This is a genomic window from Kocuria sp. CPCC 205235 (assembly GCF_040980905.1).
GTDB classification, from domain to species: Bacteria; Actinomycetota; Actinomycetes; order Actinomycetales; family Micrococcaceae; genus Kocuria; species Kocuria carniphila.
The window spans coordinates 37,937-58,590 of the sequence record NZ_JAVKPR010000005.1 but is presented as its reverse complement, the minus strand read 5'-3'; the positions used below and the strand labels follow the sequence as shown (position 1 = coordinate 58,590).

General features: G+C 65.3%; 17 protein-coding genes. 5 read left to right on the top strand and 12 right to left on the bottom strand.

Going from position 1 to position 20,654, the window contains the following annotated elements; genetic code table 11:
• Position 1: 1 nt before the first annotated feature.
• The 3 genes from RF638_RS05350 to RF638_RS05340 are packed head-to-tail and all read left to right on the top strand — an operon-like array spanning position 2 to position 3,019.
• A complete protein-coding gene (locus RF638_RS05350; protein ID WP_129702355.1) occupies positions 2-1,717 on the top strand; it encodes a carbon starvation protein A in 1,716 nt (571 codons plus the stop codon).
• Positions 1,701-2,045 carry a cory-CC-star protein gene (locus RF638_RS05345; RefSeq protein WP_311198956.1) on the top strand — a complete coding sequence of 115 codons (345 nt, stop codon included), beginning with the start codon at positions 1,701-1,703 and terminating at the stop codon, positions 2,043-2,045. The genes RF638_RS05350 and RF638_RS05345 overlap by 17 nt, the downstream gene beginning before the upstream one ends.
• Positions 2,036-3,019, top strand: coding sequence for an ArsA family ATPase (locus tag RF638_RS05340; protein ID WP_315278242.1), 984 nt, complete (start codon positions 2,036-2,038; stop codon positions 3,017-3,019). The genes RF638_RS05345 and RF638_RS05340 overlap by 10 nt, the downstream gene beginning before the upstream one ends.
• Before the next feature lie 36 nt (positions 3,020-3,055).
• Here the strand turns inward: RF638_RS05340 and RF638_RS05335 are convergent, their stop codons facing one another.
• From RF638_RS05335 to RF638_RS05320, 4 genes are all read right to left on the bottom strand, one after another.
• Complete coding sequence (locus RF638_RS05335) at positions 3,056-3,253, bottom strand: hypothetical protein (RefSeq protein ID WP_129702357.1); 198 nt, start codon at positions 3,251-3,253, stop codon at positions 3,056-3,058.
• 124 nt (positions 3,254-3,377) lie between these two features.
• A complete protein-coding gene (locus tag RF638_RS05330; protein WP_368841562.1) occupies positions 3,378-4,496 on the bottom strand; it encodes a sorbosone dehydrogenase family protein in 1,119 nt (372 codons plus the stop codon).
• Between the two features lie 92 nt (positions 4,497-4,588).
• Entirely contained in the window at positions 4,589-5,263 is a 675-nt protein-coding gene (locus RF638_RS05325) for a DUF899 domain-containing protein (protein WP_368841561.1), read from the bottom strand.
• Positions 5,264-5,289: 26 nt separating this feature from the next.
• Positions 5,290-5,640: a DUF2200 domain-containing protein gene (locus RF638_RS05320; protein ID WP_368841560.1), complete on the bottom strand. Its 351-nt coding sequence runs from the start codon at positions 5,638-5,640 to the stop codon at positions 5,290-5,292.
• A gap of 931 nt (positions 5,641-6,571) precedes the next feature.
• On the opposite strand from RF638_RS05320, the gene RF638_RS05315 reads away from it, so the two are divergent.
• On the top strand, positions 6,572-8,680 hold the full coding sequence (locus RF638_RS05315; RefSeq protein ID WP_368841559.1) for a DUF262 domain-containing protein: 2,109 nt from the start codon (positions 6,572-6,574) through the stop codon (positions 8,678-8,680).
• 961 nt (positions 8,681-9,641) lie between these two features.
• Here the strand turns inward: RF638_RS05315 and RF638_RS05310 are convergent.
• From RF638_RS05310 to RF638_RS05280, 7 genes are all read right to left on the bottom strand, one after another.
• Complete coding sequence (locus tag RF638_RS05310) at positions 9,642-10,415, bottom strand: TatD family hydrolase (protein WP_368841558.1); 774 nt, start codon at positions 10,413-10,415, stop codon at positions 9,642-9,644.
• Positions 10,412-11,698, bottom strand: a complete 1,287-nt coding sequence (locus tag RF638_RS05305; RefSeq protein ID WP_368841557.1) for a hypothetical protein — start codon at positions 11,696-11,698, stop codon at positions 10,412-10,414. The genes RF638_RS05310 and RF638_RS05305 overlap by 4 nt, the downstream gene beginning before the upstream one ends.
• A gap of 1 nt (position 11,699) precedes the next feature.
• Entirely contained in the window at positions 11,700-12,485 is a 786-nt protein-coding gene (locus RF638_RS05300; RefSeq protein WP_368841556.1) for a hypothetical protein, read from the bottom strand.
• The gene (locus RF638_RS05295; RefSeq protein ID WP_368841555.1) at positions 12,485-12,676 is read right to left on the bottom strand and encodes a hypothetical protein; all 192 of its coding nucleotides are present in this window, start codon (positions 12,674-12,676) and stop codon (positions 12,485-12,487) included. Before RF638_RS05295 ends, RF638_RS05300 begins: the two co-directional genes overlap by 1 nt.
• Entirely contained in the window at positions 12,657-14,486 is a 1,830-nt protein-coding gene (locus RF638_RS05290) for a P-loop NTPase fold protein (RefSeq protein WP_368841554.1), read from the bottom strand. The genes RF638_RS05295 and RF638_RS05290 overlap by 20 nt, the downstream gene beginning before the upstream one ends.
• A 185-nt stretch (positions 14,487-14,671) precedes the next feature.
• Positions 14,672-15,073 (bottom strand): recombinase family protein, encoded by a 402-nt coding sequence (locus RF638_RS05285; RefSeq protein WP_368841553.1) that lies wholly within the window; start codon positions 15,071-15,073, stop codon positions 14,672-14,674.
• Complete coding sequence (locus RF638_RS05280) at positions 15,070-15,480, bottom strand: hypothetical protein (protein WP_259915523.1); 411 nt, start codon at positions 15,478-15,480, stop codon at positions 15,070-15,072. The genes RF638_RS05285 and RF638_RS05280 overlap by 4 nt, the downstream gene beginning before the upstream one ends.
• Before the next feature lie 205 nt (positions 15,481-15,685).
• On the opposite strand from RF638_RS05280, the gene RF638_RS05275 reads away from it, so the two are divergent.
• The gene (locus RF638_RS05275) at positions 15,686-16,678 is read left to right on the top strand and encodes a DNA-processing protein DprA (RefSeq protein ID WP_259915524.1); all 993 of its coding nucleotides are present in this window, start codon (positions 15,686-15,688) and stop codon (positions 16,676-16,678) included.
• A gap of 14 nt (positions 16,679-16,692) precedes the next feature.
• On the opposite strand, the gene mobF is transcribed toward RF638_RS05275, so the two are convergent.
• A complete protein-coding gene (mobF, locus tag RF638_RS05270) occupies positions 16,693-20,256 on the bottom strand; it encodes a MobF family relaxase (protein WP_259915525.1) in 3,564 nt (1,187 codons plus the stop codon).
• Positions 20,257-20,654: the final 398 nt, after the last annotated feature.

Here is a 20,654-nt window from a genome sequence, read left to right as displayed (position 1 = left end):
GATGAACTCCATAGTTCTGACACTGATCGGCTTAGCCATCATCCTTGCCGGGTACCTTTTGTACTCCAAGTTCATTGGCGGGAAGCTCTACCGCCTCAACGACGCCAATGTCACTCCCGCCCATGAGTTCCAGGACGGAGTGGACTTTGTCCCAACCAATAAGTACGTGTTGTGGGGTCACCACTTCACCTCCGTGGCCGGTGCGGCACCCATTGTCGGTCCGGCCGTGGCCGTGATCTGGGGCTGGGCTCCGGCCTTCCTCTGGGTCACGCTCGGCACCGTGTTTTTCGCGGGTATGCATGACCTGGGTGCCCTGTGGGCCTCCATCCGGAACAAGGGGCAGTCGATCGGCACGCTGTCCGGTCGCTACATCGGTAACCGTGGTCGCAACCTGTTCCTGGTCGTGATCTTCCTGCTCCTGCTGATGGTCAACGCGGCCTTCGCCACGGTGATCTCCAATCTGCTGGTAAGCCAGCCGACCTCCGTGATCCCGGTGTGGGGCGCCATTGTGGTGGCGCTGCTCATCGGTCAGGCGATCTACAAGTTCAAGTGGAACCTGGTGGTCGTTTCGATCGTGGGAGTCGTAGCGCTGTACGCACTGATCCTGGTGGGCGATCGTTTCCCCATCTCGCTGCCGGACACCATCATGGGCATGTCCGCCGGGGCGTTCTGGGTCCTGATTCTCTTCGTGTACGCGGGCATTGCGTCCCTGCTGCCGGTGTGGATGCTGCTGCAGCCGCGTGACTACATCAACGGTCTGCAGCTGTTCATCGGTCTGGGACTGCTCTACGGAGCGATCTTGCTGTCCAACCCCACCATCGTGGCGCCGGCTTACAACAACAACCTTCCGCCGGACACCCCGAGCATCGTTCCCCTGCTGTTCGTGACCATTGCCTGTGGTGCGATCTCCGGCTTCCACGGCATGGTCGCCTCGGGCACTTCCTCCAAGCAGTTGGACAAGGAAACCGACGCTCGATTCGTCGGCTACTTCGGTGCTGTGGGCGAAGGCTTGCTGGCACTCGGTACGATCATCGCCGTGACCGCCGGCTTCGAATCGCTCGCGAGCTGGGAGGAGACCTACTCCGCGTTCAACCAGGGCGGCGTCGTCGCCTTCGTGCAAGCCGGTGGTTCGATTCTAAACAGCGGAATCGGCCTGCCCGAGTCCCTCTCGGCAACCGTGCTCGCAACCATGGCCGTGCTGTTCGCCGCAACCACCATGGACACCGGCGTGCGTCTGCAGCGATACGTGGTCGAGGAAATCGGCGGCCTCATGAAGTTCAAGGTCAACACCGTGGTCGCCACGATCATCGTGCTGGTGTGCGGCATGGGCCTGGCGTTCGGCGCTGACATCACCGGTTCCGGTGCGGGCGGCATGGTGATCTGGCCGCTGTTCGGTACCACCAACCAGCTGATGGCCGCGCTCACCCTGGCCATCATCACCGTGATGCTTGTGCGCCTGCGCCGCACGATCCTCCCGGTGGTGATCCCGCTGGTCTTCGTGCTGGTCATGACTGTCTACGCGCTCATCGTGCAGCTGGGCCAGTTCTACGCGGCCGGCAACTGGCTGCTCGTGGTGCTGGACATCATCATCCTGGTGGCCTCCATCTGGGTGATCTTCGAATCCGCGATGGCAATCGGCAAGGCCCGCAAGGAAGGACCGGACCTCACGGACGATCCCCAGTTGGCCGAGGAGCACAGCGGTGCCCAGCGCCGATAACTCGCACGACGCCGCCCGCCCCGGTTCCGTTCCTCCCTCGCGTGGGGAGGAACGGCCGGGGCGGTCCCGGTTGGCTGAGTTGGGGCGCCGGTTTTCGGCCGGGCTGCAGGATTTTTATGCAGCCCCCTACCGGCGCTCCTTCCAACGCGCCAAGCGCGATCAGGACGACTTGTTCATGATGCTCGTGTTGTCCGAAGCGCTCGGACTCCCCAATCCCGCGAGCTACTACACCCTGGAGCTGCTCCCCGTGGTTTACGAAAACTTCCATGAATGGCACACACGTATGGGCATGGAACGCTCACCGTTGAACGAGATCTCATGCTGTTGAACCTCGCGCAATCCCGCCGTGCCTTGTTCTTCGGTGGCAAAGGTGGCGTGGGTAAGACCTCCGTAGCCTCGACGACGGCGCTCGCGGCCGCCCGCGCCGGCCGTCGCGTTCTGATCGTGTCCACCGACCCCGCGCACAACCTAGGCCACCTGTGGCAGCGGTCTATCGGTGCGGACATCGTGGAGCTGCGAGAGAACCTGTACGGGACGGAGATCGACCCCGAGGCCACGGTGGAGGAACACCTGGCAGCAGTGGGGGAGACCCTCTACTCGGTGATGCCGGAGAACCTGCGCGGTGAGGTGAAGCGGCATCTGGAGTTGTCCCGGCAGGCCCCGGGGACGCACGAGGCCGCGATCCTGGAACGGATCGCGGACCTTCTGGTTCTTGGACTGCGCGATTTCGACTTGGTGGTGTTCGATACGGCGCCGTCGGGGCACACGGCGCGGTTGATGGCACTGCCGGAGATCATGAATTCCTGGGTCGAGGGGCTGCTGCGGAACCGGCAGAAGTCGGAGAAGTTCGCCGCCGCCGTTCGGGGTCTCGAGCACGACACCAACCGGGATCACCTGGTGGAGACTCGTGGCCAGGATCCGTTGATCGAGCGGGATCTCCGGATCCGGCGGATCCTTCTGCGGCGTCAGTCTCGTTTCGAGACGCTGCGGGACACACTGCGGGATGCATCGTTGGTGTCGTTCGTGATCGTAACCAACGCCGAACGGATGCCGGTGCTGGAATCGGCGCAGCTCTACGATCAGTTGAAAACCGCCGGAGTGAACGTGGGTGGGCTGGTGGTCAACAGGCGCTCGCCGGCGGATGCGGGGGAGTTCCTCGCGGGGCGCCGGGAGCTGGAGGCCTCGGCTCTGGAGTTGATGACATCCGAGCTGAAAGCACTACCCAGCACGGAGTTGCCGTTGTTGCCCGGAGAGCTCATGGGTGAACAGGCAATCGGGAAGTTTGCGGACCTGTTGGCCTGATGGCATTGAGCCGCTGGACCGCACGCGGTTGGTGGTTCAGACCCAGGAACCGGTGTCCGCCACACGCAGGTGATCGACCGCGGCCAATTGCGGCTGGTCCTGGGCAGCGCGTTGCGCGGTGAACCTGGATGCCGTGAAGAACTCGCGGAGCCGCGCACGCAGGGTGCCGAGCGGCTTCGTACCGCTGAGCGGCGGCACCTGGTGGGTTGCGGGGCGAATGGCGGATGAGGTCATGACGGGCCTTCCATGGCGTTCTTTCTTGAATCCAGCTTGGCCGTTGCGGGGGCGTGATCCAAGGTTTCCGCAACCGTTCGTCACATAAGGGTCCGCGGACCCGAGGTGCGTGTGCCGGGCGAAGTCAGCTTCCGGGCGATTCCTCTCCCGAGGACTGCTCGGTAGGTGGGGTGAAGCTCAGGATCCGGTCATCCTCCGGTGCGGGATTGCCACGCCCGTCCGTGTTATTGGTCATCACCCACAGGGAACTGTCCGGGGCAACGGTGACATCTCGGAGCCGCCCGTACTCGTCGATTAGATGCGACACGGAGTGGGATGTGTTCTCCCGCGGAATCTCGTGGAGCCGTGCGCCGCGCAGATTGGCCATGAAGAGAGAGTTGCCCAGGATGGCTATCCCGCTGGGGCTTGCCTCTGACGGTTCCCACTGTTGGACGGGGTTGATGTACTCATCGTTGTCGCCCATGCCTTCGACCTCCGGCCAACCGTAGTTGCCGCCGGATTCGATCACGTTGAGCTCGTCCCACGTGTTCTGACCGAACTCGCTGGCGTACATCGTGCCGCCCTGCGCCCAAGCCAGCCCCTGCGGGTTGCGGTGCCCGTAGCTGTAGACCGGGGAATCGGGGAACGGATTGTCTTCCGGTACCTCGCCCTCCGGGGTCAGGCGCAGGATCTTTCCGGACAGTGATTCTCGGTCCTGAGCATCCTCGCGATTGCCGGCGTCTCCTGCCGTTGCGTAAAGCATGTTGTCCGGGCCGAAGGCGAGGCGCCCGCCATTGTGGGTACTACCCGCAGGGATGCCGTCCAGGATTATTTCGGCGTGGCCCAGCGTGAGACTGCCCGGGTCGCCGGAGATACTGAACCGCTCGATGCGGTTCTCGTTCTCGGCCGTGAAATACGCATAGAGGTAGTTCTCGTGGACGGCCAGGCCCAGCAGGCCGCCTTCGCCGCGCGGTGCGGCGTCCTCAACCACCGTGACCTCACGAGCTTGGCCGGCGTCGTCGAGCTCGAGGATTCGGGCCGAATCGCGCTCACTGACCAGGGGAATGCCGTTGTAGAAGGCGATAGACCAGGGCGCGTCCAGATTCTCGGCCACGGTCTCCGGTTCACCCAGCGACGACGCCGCAGCGGGCGTTTCGCTGGTGGCGGGCTGGGGCGGCTGGTCGCTGTTATCGCCGCAGGAGGTCAGAAGGAGTAAACCGCTCAAGAGAATGGCGGTGGATGTGGTGCGCGATGTGGGAACCATGCTGCGGTCCTTCCGGGGCCCAGGCGTGTTCCGAGTGTAGTGCTGGCAGGCGGCGTTGAGAGGTAGATCGGGCAGCTCGAACGCTTCCGGGATCAGTAACTGTCACTGAGCCGCATCCACGAATAGGTCGGGTCCTGCGGGGTGCCAGCTGGCGAGTTTTCCCAGTCTTCCTGGCGTCCATAAGGGGTGAGGTCCAGTAGGTCGAACACTTGCATGAAAGTCTCTTCCCCGCGCCCCTGGGTGGACCAGGTATGGAAGACGCGGTCGCCCTTCCGGAGAAACACGCTGACCGCTTGCCGTTCTTCGTTGTCAACGGTGGCTCCGAAATCAGTGTTGAACTGATCTCCAACGGTTGAGTACCAGGGGAGGTCCCATCCCATCCGCTGGCGGAAGTCCAGCAGTCGATCCAACGGTGCTCGTGAAGCGAGGACGAATGAGGTCCGACGCGCGTGCAGGTGAGACAAGGGGCCGATGTGCTCGGCCATCATCGAGCAGCCATCGCACCCTTCCTTCCAATCCGGACCGAACATGAAGTGCTGCACGATGAGCTGAGGGCGTCCGTCGAATAGGTCGAGCAGGGTGATGGTTCCTTCTGGTCCTTCGAACGCATAGTCAGCTCTCACCTCGATCATGGGCATTCGGCGACGAGCCGCGCTGATCGAGTCCTTCATGCGGGTGAGAGCTTTTTCTTGCTGAAGCAGGACCGCTCGGGCGTCGTCCCACGTATGGCGGTCGACGATCGGAGGCCAGTTGTCGTTGGTAGTCATTGGTCGGACTCTTCACTCAGGTTGAGCTAACTGCGCAGGATCTTCTCCATTGCTTTGCCCTTGGCGAGCTCATCGATGAGCTTGTCCAAGTAACGGATTTCCTGCATGAGGGGTTCTTCAACATCTTCAACTCGTACACCGCACACTACGCCTTTGATGAGAGACCGATTGGTGTTCATGTCCGGGGCATCGTCGAAGAAGGTCTGGAAATCGACCTCGTTGTCCAGCTGGGTACGGAGCTGCTCGGGGGAGTAGCCGGTGAGCCAGCAGATGATCTGGTCGACCTCTGCGTTAGTGCGGTTCTTGCGCTCCGCCTTGGTGACGTAGTGCGGGTATACGCTGGCGAAGCTGGTGGTGTAGATGCGGTGCTGGGCCATGGGGTCCTCTGAGATTTGAGCGGCGGGATCGCTCCGAGTTTAGATGGACATCAGCACCGGGAATGCTGACGGATCACCTCGGTGGAACAGGGCTTCGTAAGCTTCGAGCACTTTATCGGACATGAGTTCGAGCATGCCGAGCGTCGCACGAGCGAACTGGACTGGAGGCTGCGGTCCGGTTGTTACGAGTCCATCTGCTGCAACGGCTCGTTGATCAAGATAGTGATCGCACCCCTGTGGCCGGTGGCTTTGGCCCGCCGCAGTTGACGAGGTCTCTCGTCAGAATCGGCGGATTCCGGCGTGGGCGTCGCTGGAGACCCCCCGGGGATTTACCCGCGTTGATCTCTGCTTGTTCGACCCATCGTCGCAGGGTCTCTACCGCAATGTTCAACCTCGCGGGCGGTTGTCGTGATCACCACATACCGACTAGGAACATCATCGTGCTCAAGCCGATCAAGGACCATCCGTTCTACACGGGCAGGGGACGCCTCTCAATGCTTCTGAGGCATTTGTCCAATCCTCTCAATGATGGGCCGGAACAAAACCCAGGACGGTTCAACCAACCCATCGGACGCCCCCCCAAGACCACCATCCGGACAGCAAAAAACCCGGACCCCCAAATAAGGGTCCGGGTTGTCGCTAATCTCCTGAGAGATCACAGAGTGGAGCTCAGGGGGCATGTGTCGAACTCTTAGCCTTCAGACATCACCTGTTACTGATCCAGCCTGCTGCATGACTCAGTCAAGACCAGCAGGCTAGAGATTGGTCCTAGTCTTATCCTCATCGCAGCAGAAGCTCAATAGCCCGCATCCAGACGGGACAGCGGGTGACCTTGAACGTTTTCACGAAGGTGGCCAGTGCGCTCGGCCAGTAGGTGCAGGCTATTGTCGAACGAGTAGAACAGCTACCGCAGACCAGAGGTTAGGAGTTGATGATGGCTGAGACCTTCGACCACCATCCCTGGACCGTCCAAGATCTCGTTGCAGGGGTCACTTCGGGTCGGGTGAGACTGCCTGATATTCAGCGGCCGTTCGTGTGGGGGAATGCCAAGGTGCGCGATCTGGTGGACTCGATGTACCGCGGCTTCCCTGTTGGCCAGCTCATGTTCTGGGAGAATGCGGGCGCCGAGCACAGCAAGACAATCGGCGTCGGGGAGAAGACGCAGAGCGGCTCCATGCAGGTAGTCGATGGCCAGCAGCGACTCACGTCTCTGTATGCAGTGGTCAAGGGGTTGGATGTGCTGCGGGAGGACTACTCCCAGGAGCGCATCGTCATCTCCTTCAATCCTCTGACCGAGCGGTTCGCGATCCCGGACAGCGCGACCAAGCGGTCCTCAGAGTGGATCCAGGACATCCGTGAGGTATTCACCTCTCCCATCGCGGCACGTCGCGATTACATCCAGAAGTTAGAAGTGGCCCGCGGTGTCGAACGCTTGGATCGGGATCTTGAAGGGGAGATCGAACTAGCCGTCAACAAGCTGGCGGACGTCCTGAAGTTCGTGTTCGAGGTTGTGCAGCTCAAGGAGCACGTCTCACGCGAGACGGTCGCCGACATCTTTGTGCGGATCAACTCCCAGGGCGTGACACTTTCGTCGGCGGACTTCATCCTCACGTGGTTGTCGGTCTTCTGGGAGGAGGGTCGCCAGGCGATCGAGGACTTTACCAGGGCTTCCAGGTTCACTCCGCAGGAGATGACCCGGATGGATCGCAAGCCAGTGAGTTGGACTCCCAAGAACCCCTATCTTGCTCTCGACCCGAGCCATGTTCTGCGAGTCGTCGTGGCAGTCGGGAACCGTCGTGCACCGCTGGGCGACGCCTACAATGCCCTGCGCGGCAGGGACCCGCGGACCCGCGAGATCATTCCTGAGCACCGCGAGCGTGAGTTGGAGAAGCTGAAGAACGGTCAGGCTAGAGCGCTCGATCCAAAGCACTGGGACGAATACCTCAAGGTCATCGAGCGCGCTGGCATTCGGACCTCCGCCATGGTCACCTCAAAAAATGCCGTCATCTACGGTTATGCCCTGTGGCTGATCGGTCGCACGGAGTTCAGCGTCCCGGTGGACGAGCTGCGTGAAGTGATGGCCCGGTGGTATTTCATGGCTCAAATCACTGGTCGGTTCTCCGGGAGTCCCGAGACTCGTGCACAGGAAGACCTCAACCGACTCGACGGGCTGGAACGCACGCCTCAGGCCTTCAAAGGGGCCATCTCGTCCCAAGTCTCCACGATCCTCACCGAGGACTGGTGGACCGTGACGCTACCCGAGGATTTACACACGTCGAGCACCGTGGGACCTGCGTACACCGGTTACATCGCGGCGTTGACGATCCTGGACGCCGACGTCTTGTTGTCGACGCTGAAGGTCAAGGACTGGATCGACCCGTCCCGACGTCCCGTCAAGGGCGTGGAGAAGCACCACCTCTTCCCCAAGGACTACCTCAAGCAGGAACTCGGCCTTTCCAGCGTCCGCCAGATCAACCAAGTGGCTAATCAGGCGCTCGTGGAGTGGTTGGACAACATCAAGATCTCCAGCGAAAGACCGTCTACCTACTGGATACGCCAGGTCGAGGACAAGGGCATCGCTGGTGATCGCCTGAGACGGCAGATGTGGTGGCACGCCCTGCCGCCTGGCTGGCAGTCCATGGAGTACCAAGAATTCCTGCAGGCTCGTCGCGTACTAATCGCTAAGGTGACGAGAGAGGGTTTCAAGAAGTTGTCGGACCCCAACTATCGACCCCAGGCCCCCACTGAGCGCGTGGAGGTGTCGGCTCCGGCGCTGCCGTCCTTCGAAGAGTTGGTGCGCGACGGTGTGCTCCCTCCGCGCACATTGCTGACCCCGACCAATGCGGAGACCAACTCGATCGCCGAGGTCACTGAGGACGCCATGATCCGCCTAAATGATGTCGAGCACCGCACACCGGATCTGGCGGCTCAGGCCGATGGTGCCGATGATGCTGACGGCTGGGATTACTGGACCGCCGCATTTGACGAACCGGTCGCGCTGTCCGAGCTGCGCGCGAGGCCACTGACAGTCGATGCATGAGGCCCGAGGGGGTTCAGTCCATGACTCGTAGCGCGTCTGGCCCACGGCGAAGCCAGTGACTTGGGCATCGAGGGTGGATGACCTGCCCTGCTCCCACTCATGACCTTGGGCAGGTCTAGGGGGGGAGACTGCCTTGGAACCGCGCGTGCGCGCTTGGTGGCTGTAACCGACCCTAACCGACCCTCATCCTTGGGCCACGCCAAGCAACAGCATGTGACCGGTTAGCTCTAGGCCCAAGGCACGGGTGTGGCACAAGCACGGCTGTCCTGATGCGTGGCTTTTGTGCCCCCGCCGCCCCGATTCCCAACCTGGACGTGCTCGACCATGGAGCAACCTTGAAACCGCCGAGATATCGGATTATCCGCAACCCGGACATCGAAAGTGCAGTGCCTGCCGACGCTCGTTTGGCGACCCGTGACCCAACTGCAGCAACCTACATGCCGGTCGTAATGAAGCATAAATGGAGAACCCCTGCCAGCGAGCTGACAGGGGCCACAGGGGTGGAGGTGGCGCGACAGTGTTCGAACCTTGCCCCGGCGCTGACGCGGGCCGTGTCTTCGCATCACGCGATTCGGCGTCGGGACTCGTTGGTTGGCCAGGAGTCTTTGAAGCAGCTGCCGCGCCCGGTGACGCGCCTGACGGAAACTATGCTGCTTGAGGCCGAGCGGAGGTATCGGGGTGGGGAGATCCTGCGGACCATCGCGAAGGATCTGGGGGTGAGTCGTGAACGCCTCTCAAGTCATTTGCGCGAGCGAGGGGTCCGGCTCCGTCGAGAGAAGCCCACTCCTGCGCTGGTGCTTGAGATGTGCCGCCGTTACGAACAGGGTGCGTCGTTGGCGAGAGTCGGCGCGCGCCTTGGATTCAACCCCAGTTCCGTGCGTGTCGCGCTCCTCGCTGCGGGTGTGAAGCTTCGGGACACTCATGGGCGAGTGCGGTGAGTCTCGGCGCCCCTGTCGGGGTGTTACTCGATAGCCCCGAGTATTGCTGCGACTCGGAGTGGCAGCAGAGGCTTCGTACCAGTGGTGTTCACAAGCGTGGCGAGGTTGCGCCAGGCATGGGCTCGAATCTGAGCGGTGGTGACTCCGCGCTGCTTGGCGAGAGCTGCTTCGACGTCGCGGACGTTGCCAGGTTGATGCGGGCGGGCTCCGCTGCGGTTCCCATCGGGGTGGTCTGTTTCCAGGAGGAGACGGTCCGTGGGGATGAGGTCGATGGCGTCGCTTCGGCGCAGGGTGGCGGTGTTGATCGAGAAGTAGGCTCCGAGTTCAACTGCGCGCCTTGTGGTGGCTCGGTCGCCGAGCCACCAGTGCAGGATCGCGCCGGTGATCGGGGTGTGTTCGAGATGTTCCACGACTTCGTTGGTTGCCCGGTAGCTGTGGATCGACGTGAGGCGGGGCTTCGCTTGGAGTTGCGTGAGCAGCGCGGCCAACACCTCGTGTTGTTTGGCGAGGCGGGATGGGACTTTTGCGTCGAGTCCAATTTCGCCGACGTAGGGGGTGCGGGCGATGAGACGCTCGAACTCCTCAGGGTCGTAGCCGTCGAGTGCGGTCTTCACTCCTGGGTGAACGCCGACGCCCCAGATCGCGAGCAGGTCGTGGTGCTGGCGATCGAGGGCGAGACGCGACTCGACGAGGCTACGGCTTGCCGCGAAGATCACGGCTCGGAGGTTCAGCAGGTCGCGAGGGGTGATCGTCGGGTCGATGTGGGCGTGGAGGTCAACGGCCAGGAAGTTGGTCATGTCAGTGTTTCCAGCTCGCGCGCGCCGCGGACGCAGAGGTCACGGGCGTCGGTTGCGGAGTACCCGTCGGGCAGGCGCATTGCTGCGATGTCGCTGACCCGGATTCCGCGGGCCACGAATCCGCGGATGCTGGGAAGGATCGACGCCTTTTCGAGTTGGGATCTCGCGGCCTCGCTGGGAGGGGCGTCGATCACGTAGGTGCTTCGGTCGGCGAGTTCCGCGGCCGCGAACGATGCCCGGCGCACCAGGCACCCGAAGCACGTTCCGCAATGGTCGGTCGCTGTCACGCCGAGCCATCGTCGGTTGGTGAACGCGCACGAGTTGGTGGCGCTGAGAAGGTCCGAGGCGGGGTCATCGCCGACCTGGTCCGCCAGCCACCGGAACATCTCGCCCTTCGTCTGTGCCGCGAATGGATTGGACAGGGTTCCCCATGCGCCAGCGGCGGAGACGAGTCTGGACAGTTCGGTGAGGAACCACGGGTGGGTGGTGCGGGTGGAGAGGCTGCCGAGCTGGTCAGGGCCCAGGGGTGGGTTCAGTGACGCGAACCCGTTCTCGGGGATCCAGAGCTCCACCTTGTTGACCGAAGCAAGGGCGAGGCCGAGCGCAAGGAACAGGAACGATCGGGTTCGCGTGGTGTTCTCATTCTTGAACCGGTGGCCTCCGGGTTGCGTCTGGCGTCGGGTAAAGCGGATCTGCGCGTGCTGCTGCGTGCTGCCCTCGGGGCAGAGGTCTCGGATGCGTTCGGCGACGTCCTGCTGAATGGGTGAGATCGATGTCGCCCCGACGTGAGATACGAGCAGGTGCGGTTCGGGCCGGGTGCGCGCGAGGAATGCACCGGTGGCGGAGTCGGCGCCGCCGCTCATGAGCACCACCCGCTGCACGTCGGGATACCCGTTGGGCGCGATGTCCTCACGAGGGATGCGTGCTGCACGGAAGGTGAGCGTCCATCGGTCACCCGACAAGAAGTCGAGGAGCTGCTGCAGCTGGTTCGTGATGGCGTTCCAGGGTGCCGTGTCGTGGACGGGGACGCTCAGAGCAATGTGGCGTTGGGTCCAGTTGACGCGGCCGGCCCGGCGCGGGACGGAACGGTCTGCGGCGTAGACCATCGCAGCGAGGCGGAACAGTTCGATGTTCTCGCGTCGCACCGGGCCGAGCTTGCCCAGCCGGGGCCCCAGGGAGGTGTTGAAGGTGCCGGCCCCAGCGGTGGGCCAGTAGAACGTGCGATCGGCGGACTCGGGAGTGAGCGCCGATGGGACCTGGAAACGAAGGTCGAACTGCGCCATCTCAATCTGCCTCGTGGATGGTTCTGAGATATTCGAGTCCGTCTTCGATCGCGCGCGTGAACTCCTCGGCGCTGGGCCCACTGGGCGAGAGATCCGCGTGTGCGGCGAGCTCTTCCGCGGCCTGACGGATCCCGTCCTCGAACGCCGCGCGTTCGGCTCCTGACATGTCCTTAGTGTTCAGGTTCGATGCGGTCTCCACGAGGTATGCCTCGGCCAGGATTAGGGCGACCGCTTCCTCGGCGATCTGCCCGAGTGACACGTCCGTCCCCGCGCTGTCGCTCTCGACAAGCCATTCGGCGAGCCTGCCGACGACCTCCATCTGCTCCGCAGTCTCGATCGTTCCCGCGGGGAGGTCCTCACAGACTTTCTGTGCGATCTGGTGGGCGACGTCGAAGATGTTCGGGTTCGCCCGCAGTGCGTCGTAGTCCAGGCCGAGATCGCGGAGAGTCTGGGCATCGCCGCTGCGGTACGCGTATGCCGCTGCGGCTCCACGGCCGGCGGAACGCGCGGAGGCTGCCGTCGATCTCGTGAGACTCTCGCCGCCCCGGCGGCCGCCCCCATTCCTTCCCCCTCCGCCGCGGGAGGAACGGAAAAGCGCGGCCGTGGGCAACATCCTGCCGGCCGGTGAGCTCGGGGACGGCTTCAGCGGGGAGAGAAGCGAGGGCTGGTTACCTGGGGGCGGCGGGGCCTGGCCGTCAGCCCCAGGGAGGCTGGCCAGCCAGTCGTCGAGTCCGTCGCGCAGGTCACCACCGGCGGCGCTGCCGGAGTAGGAGCCTTTAGTTCCCATCAGCGCTTACCGCCCTTCGGTGGCGGCGTGGTGAGCGCCTTCTTGATGCTGCCGTCTGGGAGCTGCGCGGCCAACGCGTTGATGACATCCTTCATCCCGGGGATCTCGACCCCGGAGAGGATGACGGCGGTACCTGGCTGCAGATCGGAGGCCGGGAGCCGACGGAACGCGTCAAGCGCGGCCGGTTGCACGGCGACATGTGCGGCGGCGAGTCTGACGATCCCGGAGACCGCGCCGCTCCTGGACACGGTCTCGTGCACGCAGCCCCAGGTGCCGCAGCAGCTGATCGACATCGTCTGTCGTGAGCGCTCGCAGGCTCTCGTCGGTGAGTTGCCGCCTATCCACCGTGCGGGTCGAGGCCAGCAGCGCGGCCAGATCGCGGAGATGTTGGGGAAGCTCAGCGCTGACCAGGAGGTCACCGCGAAATGATGCCGCCAGGTGCAGGTACGGGCTCAGGTCGAGGTCATGAAGATCCGGTGGGAGCTTGGCCCACCGAATCATGTCCTCGGCGAAGTGCGGGGCGACCGCGGCTGCTGACGCTGCTTGGGTCTGCGCTTCCTCCGCTTCGGATGGTCGCGGATCTTCCGCTGTGTCGGCCGGTTCCGCTCCGGTCACGTCCGCAGCCATCTCGGCGGGTTCAACCGGTGCGTGGTCGGCGAGGTCAGTTGGCGGAGCGGGGACGGAAGGTTCTTTCGGCCGGTTGGCTTGCGCTTCCAGCGACTCCAGTCGATCTCGAAGCTCACCGGTTCGCAACCATGACAGCACGGACTGGAACTGATCCGGCAGGAGGACTTCAAGAACCATGAGCTTGGCGACGACGTCGAAGTCGAGTTCGATGCCCCGCCGCGCAGCGATGGATCGACGGATGTTCAGGTCGTTGAGGAATCGCTTGATACGCCGCGGGTTGCCCCGGAGTTTCTCGTAAAGGATCGTGGTGAGCCGACGTGCGAAGGACAGCTCTCGCTGGACGTCGAGGTCGTCAGGCGCTTTCAGATCGTCGAGAGCGCCGGCCATGCGGAGCCGGTGACATTCGGTGATGACCTTTTCAAGCTGCTCATCGGTGAGACGCTGGCCAACGCGATTCTGCAGCTGCAGCAACAGCACATACGACTCGGTGTCGAAAGCACCCAGAGCCGGCAGTGGAACGGTCGTCTGGACGATCTTGTGCAGATAGAGCTTGGACGGGGGTTCCGCCGGGAGAGCGTCTTCGTCCTCTGGACGTTCCGTGGGCATGCTCGACTCCGGCAGGCGGGTGCGGATCGCATCAGCGACCCGGTCCTCGTCTGCCGCGATGACGAACGCCATGCCCTCGACGCTCAGGAACAGACGGATCGCTTCCAAGGTCTCCACGACGGTATCCACCAGGCACCGGTCGAGGTCGTCGACCAGCACCGCCACCCGGCGTACGTGAGCCATCTCCTCGGCCCCCAACAGCTCAGCGAACTCGGCCTTGAAACCGGCCAGGCCCCGCGGCTGGTCGCCGGCGTCAGTCCCCTCGGACGCCGGTTCTCGAATGAGATCCAGCACTTCGCTGACGCCGGGGATCTGCAGGGTAAGCGACGACTTGGCGGCGAGCTTGACAGCCTTGGCCCAGTCGACCCGATCAGAGAGCCTCTTCAAGAGCTTCTTGATCTTCTCGCCCTTGGACTCCTCGACGTCCTTGAGGCGTTCAGTGAGTTCGGCCGCGATAGCGTCGAGGACCTCACCGATCAGGCTCTCCTTCGCGCCCACGGCAGGGTCGTAACGCCAGGGGTCGGTGCGGACGGTGATGATCTTTGCGTTCTCAGGGTCGCTACGGGAGTCAAGATCGGCCTTGATGAGTTCAAGGACGGTGGTCTTGCCGCTACCCCACGGGCCGGACAGTCCGATCGCCAACGGATCGAGCGCGTCATCGAGCACGGCGTCAGAGACCGTTTCCGCGATGGCCCGCGCCGCGAGGAAGTCCACTTTCGACGGCTCATCGGACCAGAGGCGACCGCGAAGATCCTCAATCGTGGACATCACGCCTCCTCACGTTCAGCTGCGAAGGCGGTTCCATGAGACCTGCCATGAGCTCGCCCGCCGCCGGGACGGTGCGCGAAGCGCCCACAAGCATCCGACGGCCTGAGTTTTCGTCTAGGATCTCACGTCAGCCCTCCCATTCGGGGTCGACACGCAGAGAGCCGTCGGCAGGTGGCCGTAGCGGGTCAGTCCGTGGAGTCGCTCCCGCCGGAGGAGAGCGGCCGCCGGGCCTGGGCATCGAGGTGTGCCTGCTTGACGGCGATCAGGTCCTCCTCGACGGAGCCTGTCGTGCGGTCCTTGGTGACGTGAATGTCGACTCCGGCGTCGTGGAGCTGTTGGACGACGGCGACGTGATCGGCGTACTTGGAACCGAGCCGAGCGAGATCGGTGACGATGAGCCCGGTCACGTCCTCCCGCTCGACGGCGTCGAGCATGTGATGTAGACCGTGGCGACTGCGCCCGACGTCGGTGAAGACCTCGGTGACGGTCATGCCGTGCTCGTCGGCGTAGCGGCGGCAGTCGGCTTCTTGCTGGTCCAGCCAGGTCGGGTTCTCTGCCGCGCTGTACCGGTAGGTGACGGCCTTCATGACGCACCTCCGGCCGTGACCAGAACCTCATCCGGGGTAGTACCGCGCGACTCGGCTTCGCGGCGGGCGGTGCGGCGCTGCAGGTGCTCTCGGTAGCGGACGCGGGCGAGGGCGATGAGACTCATCGGGCCGAGCCAGAGCATCTTGAGCGCGTTCCATGCGCACAGCAAGACGACCAGGTGGAGCCAGCCGGGGTCGCCCTGCTCGATGTGGTCAGTCAGGAGCTTGACGGCGGCGATGTAGGGGGCGGCGAGCAGCATCGCGGCAACGCCCCATTTGAGTCCGCGGCGGGTGTAGACGGCATCGCGGATGCGGTTCGTCGGGAAGAGCCGGCGGGCCGGTTCCAGGTTCTGGGCGGTGTTCTCGCTCTGGCGCCAGCGGCGTCGGACGCGGTCGCTGAGGAACATCGGTGGGCCTCCATTCAACACGGTTCGAATGATCGAGAAGCGGCGTGTTGGTGGTGGCCCCTGGAAGGGGCGATCCCGAAGGACCCTACAGATGGAATGCCTGCGCTTCACCTCCTAGTTTACGGGGCCTGGCGAAGGGGAAGGTCTCGTCGCGGTGCCGGGTGCACCTGCGCTGGTAGTGCCTGGTGAGTGGAAGGACCCGGTCATGGTTGCTCTGGCTGACTACGCCTCCGATGAACGGACGGCCCGCGTGATGCTCTCGATGATGATCGAGCCCGCCGACCGCACCGTCGGTCGCCTGCTGCGCCGTGAAGGCGCCGTCGAGACCCTCCGGCTCCTCGACGCGGGCGGATCGATGCCCGGCGTCCGGGCTGAGGAAGCAGCGATCCTGCACCACACCGCGCAGCAGTTCGCTTCACGGGGCGGCCTCGGCGATGATCTGGCGGGGGTGCTGGACGGGTCGTACGCGCCGCTGATCCCTGGCGATGCGCATTGGCCGGTCACGGTGGACGCGCTGGGCGATCGTGCCCCGTACGTGCTGTGGACGAAGGGGGCGACCTCGTTCCTCGCGAGGGGGCAGGAAGATCGGGTGACGATCACCGGTTCACGAGCATCGACAAGTTACGGCGATCACGTCGCCGGCGAGCTCGCCCACGACGCGTCGCACGCGGAGCAGATCGTGGTCTCCGGCGGCGCCTACGGCATCGACGGCGCCGCGCACCGCAGCGCCCTGAGTAGCGGTGGGCAGACGATCGCGGTGATGCCCGGCGGGCCGGACCGGCTCTACCAGGCGGGGCATCGCGACATGCTCGAACGGGTCGGCGATGTGGGGTTGCTGGTGAGCGAGATGCCGCCCGGGTCGGCGCCGACCCGGCACCGGTTCCTCGCCCGCGGCCGGCTCCTGGCGGCACTGTCCTCGGCGACGGTGATCGTGGAAGCAGGGGCACGCTCCGGCTCCCTGCACGTCGCCCGCGAAGCGCACGACCTCGGTCGTGGGGTTGGGGCGGTGCCCGGACCGGTCACGTCCGCGGCGAGCACCGGCACGCATCTGCTGCTGAGCGACGGCACTGCTGCCCTCGTCACCGGCCACCACGACCTCGCCACCCTCACCAGCGACCGACGCCAGGCCCCGGCACGAACCACGGGCCTGAGCCCCCTCGATTCCGTCGAGCAGGAACGGCCCAGCCGCTCCCTCTAATCTCAGGTCGCGGCTCAGAGGGAGCGCGCCTGCCGGGCCTCCATGGTGAGGTCCGGCTGCTCGGTGTTCGGGGTGTGGCGGCTGAGCTGCTGCGCCCGGGTGAGCGCGGCAGTGGCGCGGGCGGCGTCGAGCTTCTGCGCATCCGATCCCGCATCGGGGCCCAGCGGGGTGTCGTCTGTGATCTGGTATCGGTCGCGATAGGCGGCGACGACCCGGCCGGCCTGCCGCCACCGCTGCGCCGCCCGTGCGGCCGCGGGCTTGGTCCCGAGCGCGGCCGTCCATGGTTCTCCCTCGTTCAGGTCGCGGTCGAGGACCGCGGATGCGCGGTGTTCGATCAGCTCTTCGCGTTCGGTGAGGGCCTGGTGCATCTCGGGGTCGGTGACGCCGGAGGCATACGGGATGAGCCCCGCGACCAGCCGTGGCGATCGGCGGGTGCGCCCGGACCCGGCAGGGCGGGCGGTGGCGCGGGCGAGGCGGTGATGCAGGACCGAGGCGATGTCGTCGGCATCGACGAAGCCCCGCGCCGCCACGAGCCGCGGGAACAACTCATCGAGGTCGTGATGGTTCGCCTCGGCCCGGCGCAGCTCCGCGGACAGGGCACCGTAGTCGTCGGAGCCCAGCACCTCATCGACCTGTTTCTCGTCCAGGCCCGAAGCGGTGAGCAGCTGAGCCCAGCGGTCGTGCTGGCCGGCTTGGGCGATGGTCTCGTATTCCGCCGCCAACTGGGCGATGGACCCCCACCGTTCGTGTTCGGCGGTGATGGTCTCGTGCGCGGACAGCTCGGCGCCGACGTGCTGGAGCACCCCGTACAGGACGGATCGGGCGGTGGCGTCGGGGTTGTCGGAGGGGTGCGGGGCGACGTGCGCGTCGTCTGTGGTGTCGGTGGCGACGTAGGCGTGGTTCCCGTGCCGGCCGCGGGTCATCGCGACGTAGAAGTTCTCCCGCGTCGTCGTCGCCGTCACGACCGCGTGCGCGGTATCGACCGTGACGCCCTGTGCGCGGTGTCCGGTGATCGCGTACCCGAGTTCGACCTGTTCGGCGACATAGGCGGCGGGGAGCACGAGCGATCCGCCGAAGCGTCGCCCGGCGGGGCGGACGGTGATCGACCCGTCCCCGGAGACGGCGGTGATCGTCCAGCGGTCGCCGTTGCGCACCCAGTTCTTGCCGTTCTTCGACCGCAGGCGCCGGTCGTTCTCCCTTGTGATGACCCGATCACCCTTCGACGCCTGGGTGCCGTCGTGCAGGGTGACCTCTCGGCCGGGGGTGATCGTGCCGTCGAGGATGAGGTCGGCGCGGGCCCGCTCGTTCAGCTGGGTGACGGTCTCGCGGGTTTCGGCGACCAGGATCGACGCCCGCCCCGCCTGCACGTCGCGTCGCCAGGCGGTGTAGGCGGCATCGACCATCGCGTCCTGCTCCCCGCCGCGCACCCGGTCGTGCTCGATGAGCGTGTCGATCGCCGGGATACGCCCGTGCCGCAGGGCCAGCGAGTTGGCCTTCTCCCATTGATGGGTGAACCGGTGGACGTCGACCAGTTCGGGGGCGTCGTCGCGGTCGTGCACGAGCATCCCGAACGCCCCGCCCGCATCCACGGCCTGGAGCTGCGACCAGTCACCCACGAGCAGCACTTTCGCGCAGGCTTGTTCGGCGAGGCCGGTGATGCGATCGAGGGAGCCGGTGCCGGCCAGGGATGCCTCGTCGAGGATCACGAGCTGGTCCTTGTCGAACGTGGTCCCGTGGAGGAGATGCATCTGCCACCAGCGGGCCGTGTTCTCCGTCTCGATCCCCAGCTCCTCGCCGAGCACCTGCGCCGCGTTCTCCGACGGCGCGAGCCCCACCACGCTGCCGGCGCCGTGCTGCTTCTTCCACGCCCGCTTCAGCGCGCTCATCGCCGTCGTCTTCCCCGCACCGGCGGGCCCGACGAGCACGTCCACGATCCGGCCCGACACGGCGATCCGCTGAAGGGCATCGGCCTGATCAGGGCCGAGCCTGCGGCCCTCCGCGTCGGGCCTGCTGGTGATCTTCTCGACGGTGGCCAGTTCCACGGTCGGCCCGGTCGTCACGTGGGAACGGTCGAGGAGGCGGTCTTCCGCAGCCAGCAGCTCCTCGGTCGAGTACAGGACGGCGCCGGGGTGGCGGAAGCGGCTCGAACCATCCGGGCGGCGGAACACGACCGGGCTCGACGCCAGCTCCGGCGGCGTCAACCGCAGCGACGCCTGCTCGGCCGCGTCGGTCACCATCCCGGTGATCGCCTCCCGATCCTCCGCCGACGCGAAACGCACCCCCATGAGCTGCCGGCTCGCTTCGGAGTGGAGGTTCCAGCGCCGCCACGTCGACCGCTTCTCACCCACCGCCGCGACGACCGACTGGCCGAGGTCGGTGATGGTGTCCAGCGGTATATCGTCGGCCCGCAGCAAGGCCGTCCGCTCGGCGGTCGCGGTGAGGGTGCGCGCCCAGCCGGTCGCGTCCTCGCCCAAGACCTCGCCGGCGCGGTGACGCCAGTTGGCGGTGAGGGTAGCGAGCGACTGCACCCGCTTCTCCGGACGGGTCGCGAGCGTCGCCTGGGCGCGGAGCTTCAGGATAGTCTTCGCCGACGGCTCACGGCCGTGCTTGGCCCGGTAGGAGTCGATCAGGCGGTTCTTCTCCTCCTCGATCTGCCGAGACCGAGACGAGAACTCCGAGATCAGCTCGTCGGGCACCGGGGCGAGCTCCCACGCGGAGTTCCGATCCCGGCCCCGCTCCCTGGCCTCCCACTCGATCCCGAACATGCCCGTGATCCGATCCGCCAACGTGGCATTGTACCGCTCTGACAGGGCGACGACCGAGGCGTGCACCGGGCGACCGGCGAGGGTCCGCCACTTCTGATCTTGCACGGTGAGCACTTTGTTGCTCACCACGACGTGCGTGTGCACCTGCGGATCACCACTGCGCGAGTCGTAGTGATCGAACGCCGTCGCCAGGACGCCGGCGACATCGACATGCGCGACCGCGCCCTCCGGTCCGGCGGCACCGACGCGGGTGGTCGCGACCTCGCGTTCGAGGAACGCAACCACCTCCGCAACCGCCTGATGATGCGCGTCCGCGATCAGGGATTGCGTGCCTCCGTCCGCAACACCCCACCACGCCGACAGCGACTTCGGCACCGAGAACGTCAGATCGTAGCCCGCGACCGCGCGGCGGGTGCCGCGCTCGGCCTCCTCCGACTCGATGGCCGCGACCTGCTCCGCACGCGACACCAGCCCGAGGTTCGGGTCGAGGTTGGCGACGCGCTGATCGATGCGGTCCTGCACGCTCGCGTACTGCCGATACGCCTCACCCAGCGGATCACCCGTGATCGGGTCGCGGCCCATCCCGACCAGGAGCTGGAGCTGCGCCTCGGACACCTGCCCGCCCTCGGTGAGCTCACCTGCGCCGAGGTACGGCAGGCCCGACCCCATCCAGAAACCTGGAGGAGTTCCCTCCTCCGTGTAATACCTCGTCAGCGGCGTGGAGAGGGAGCGGTCGCCGTCACCGGCGGCGACGGTGCGCAGCAGGTACTCGTAGCCGTCGCCGGCGCTCATCACTCGCATCGAGACCGTCATGCCGGCCAGGTGAGCCGACGGCGTCTCACAACGGCGAAGCGTCTGAACCTACCGTTGTCAACTTGGGTTGACGGCGGGGGCCTCGCTTGAAAGACGTGTGGCGGCTCATGCGGCGGCGAGAGCGACGGGCCGCGGAGGCGGTCGAGTAACGCGCTGTCGTGAGGGTCGGTGCAGCGCGGGCGAGGGCTGTTCGGGGTCGCGGTCGTTCGATGGGCGCCTAGTCGCCTGGTGGTGCACCTGGCAGGTGCTCAGCCCGGCAGGTCGGCGTTCGTCAGTCGCGTCGAGGTCCGGGGTTCACGAAGCCTCTGGAGCCCTCATGCGCGACGACCATTCCCACCGCGGCCGCCCTCCCCGAATCGGTTCGCTGTTCAGCGGCTACGGCGGCCTCGGCCTCGCCG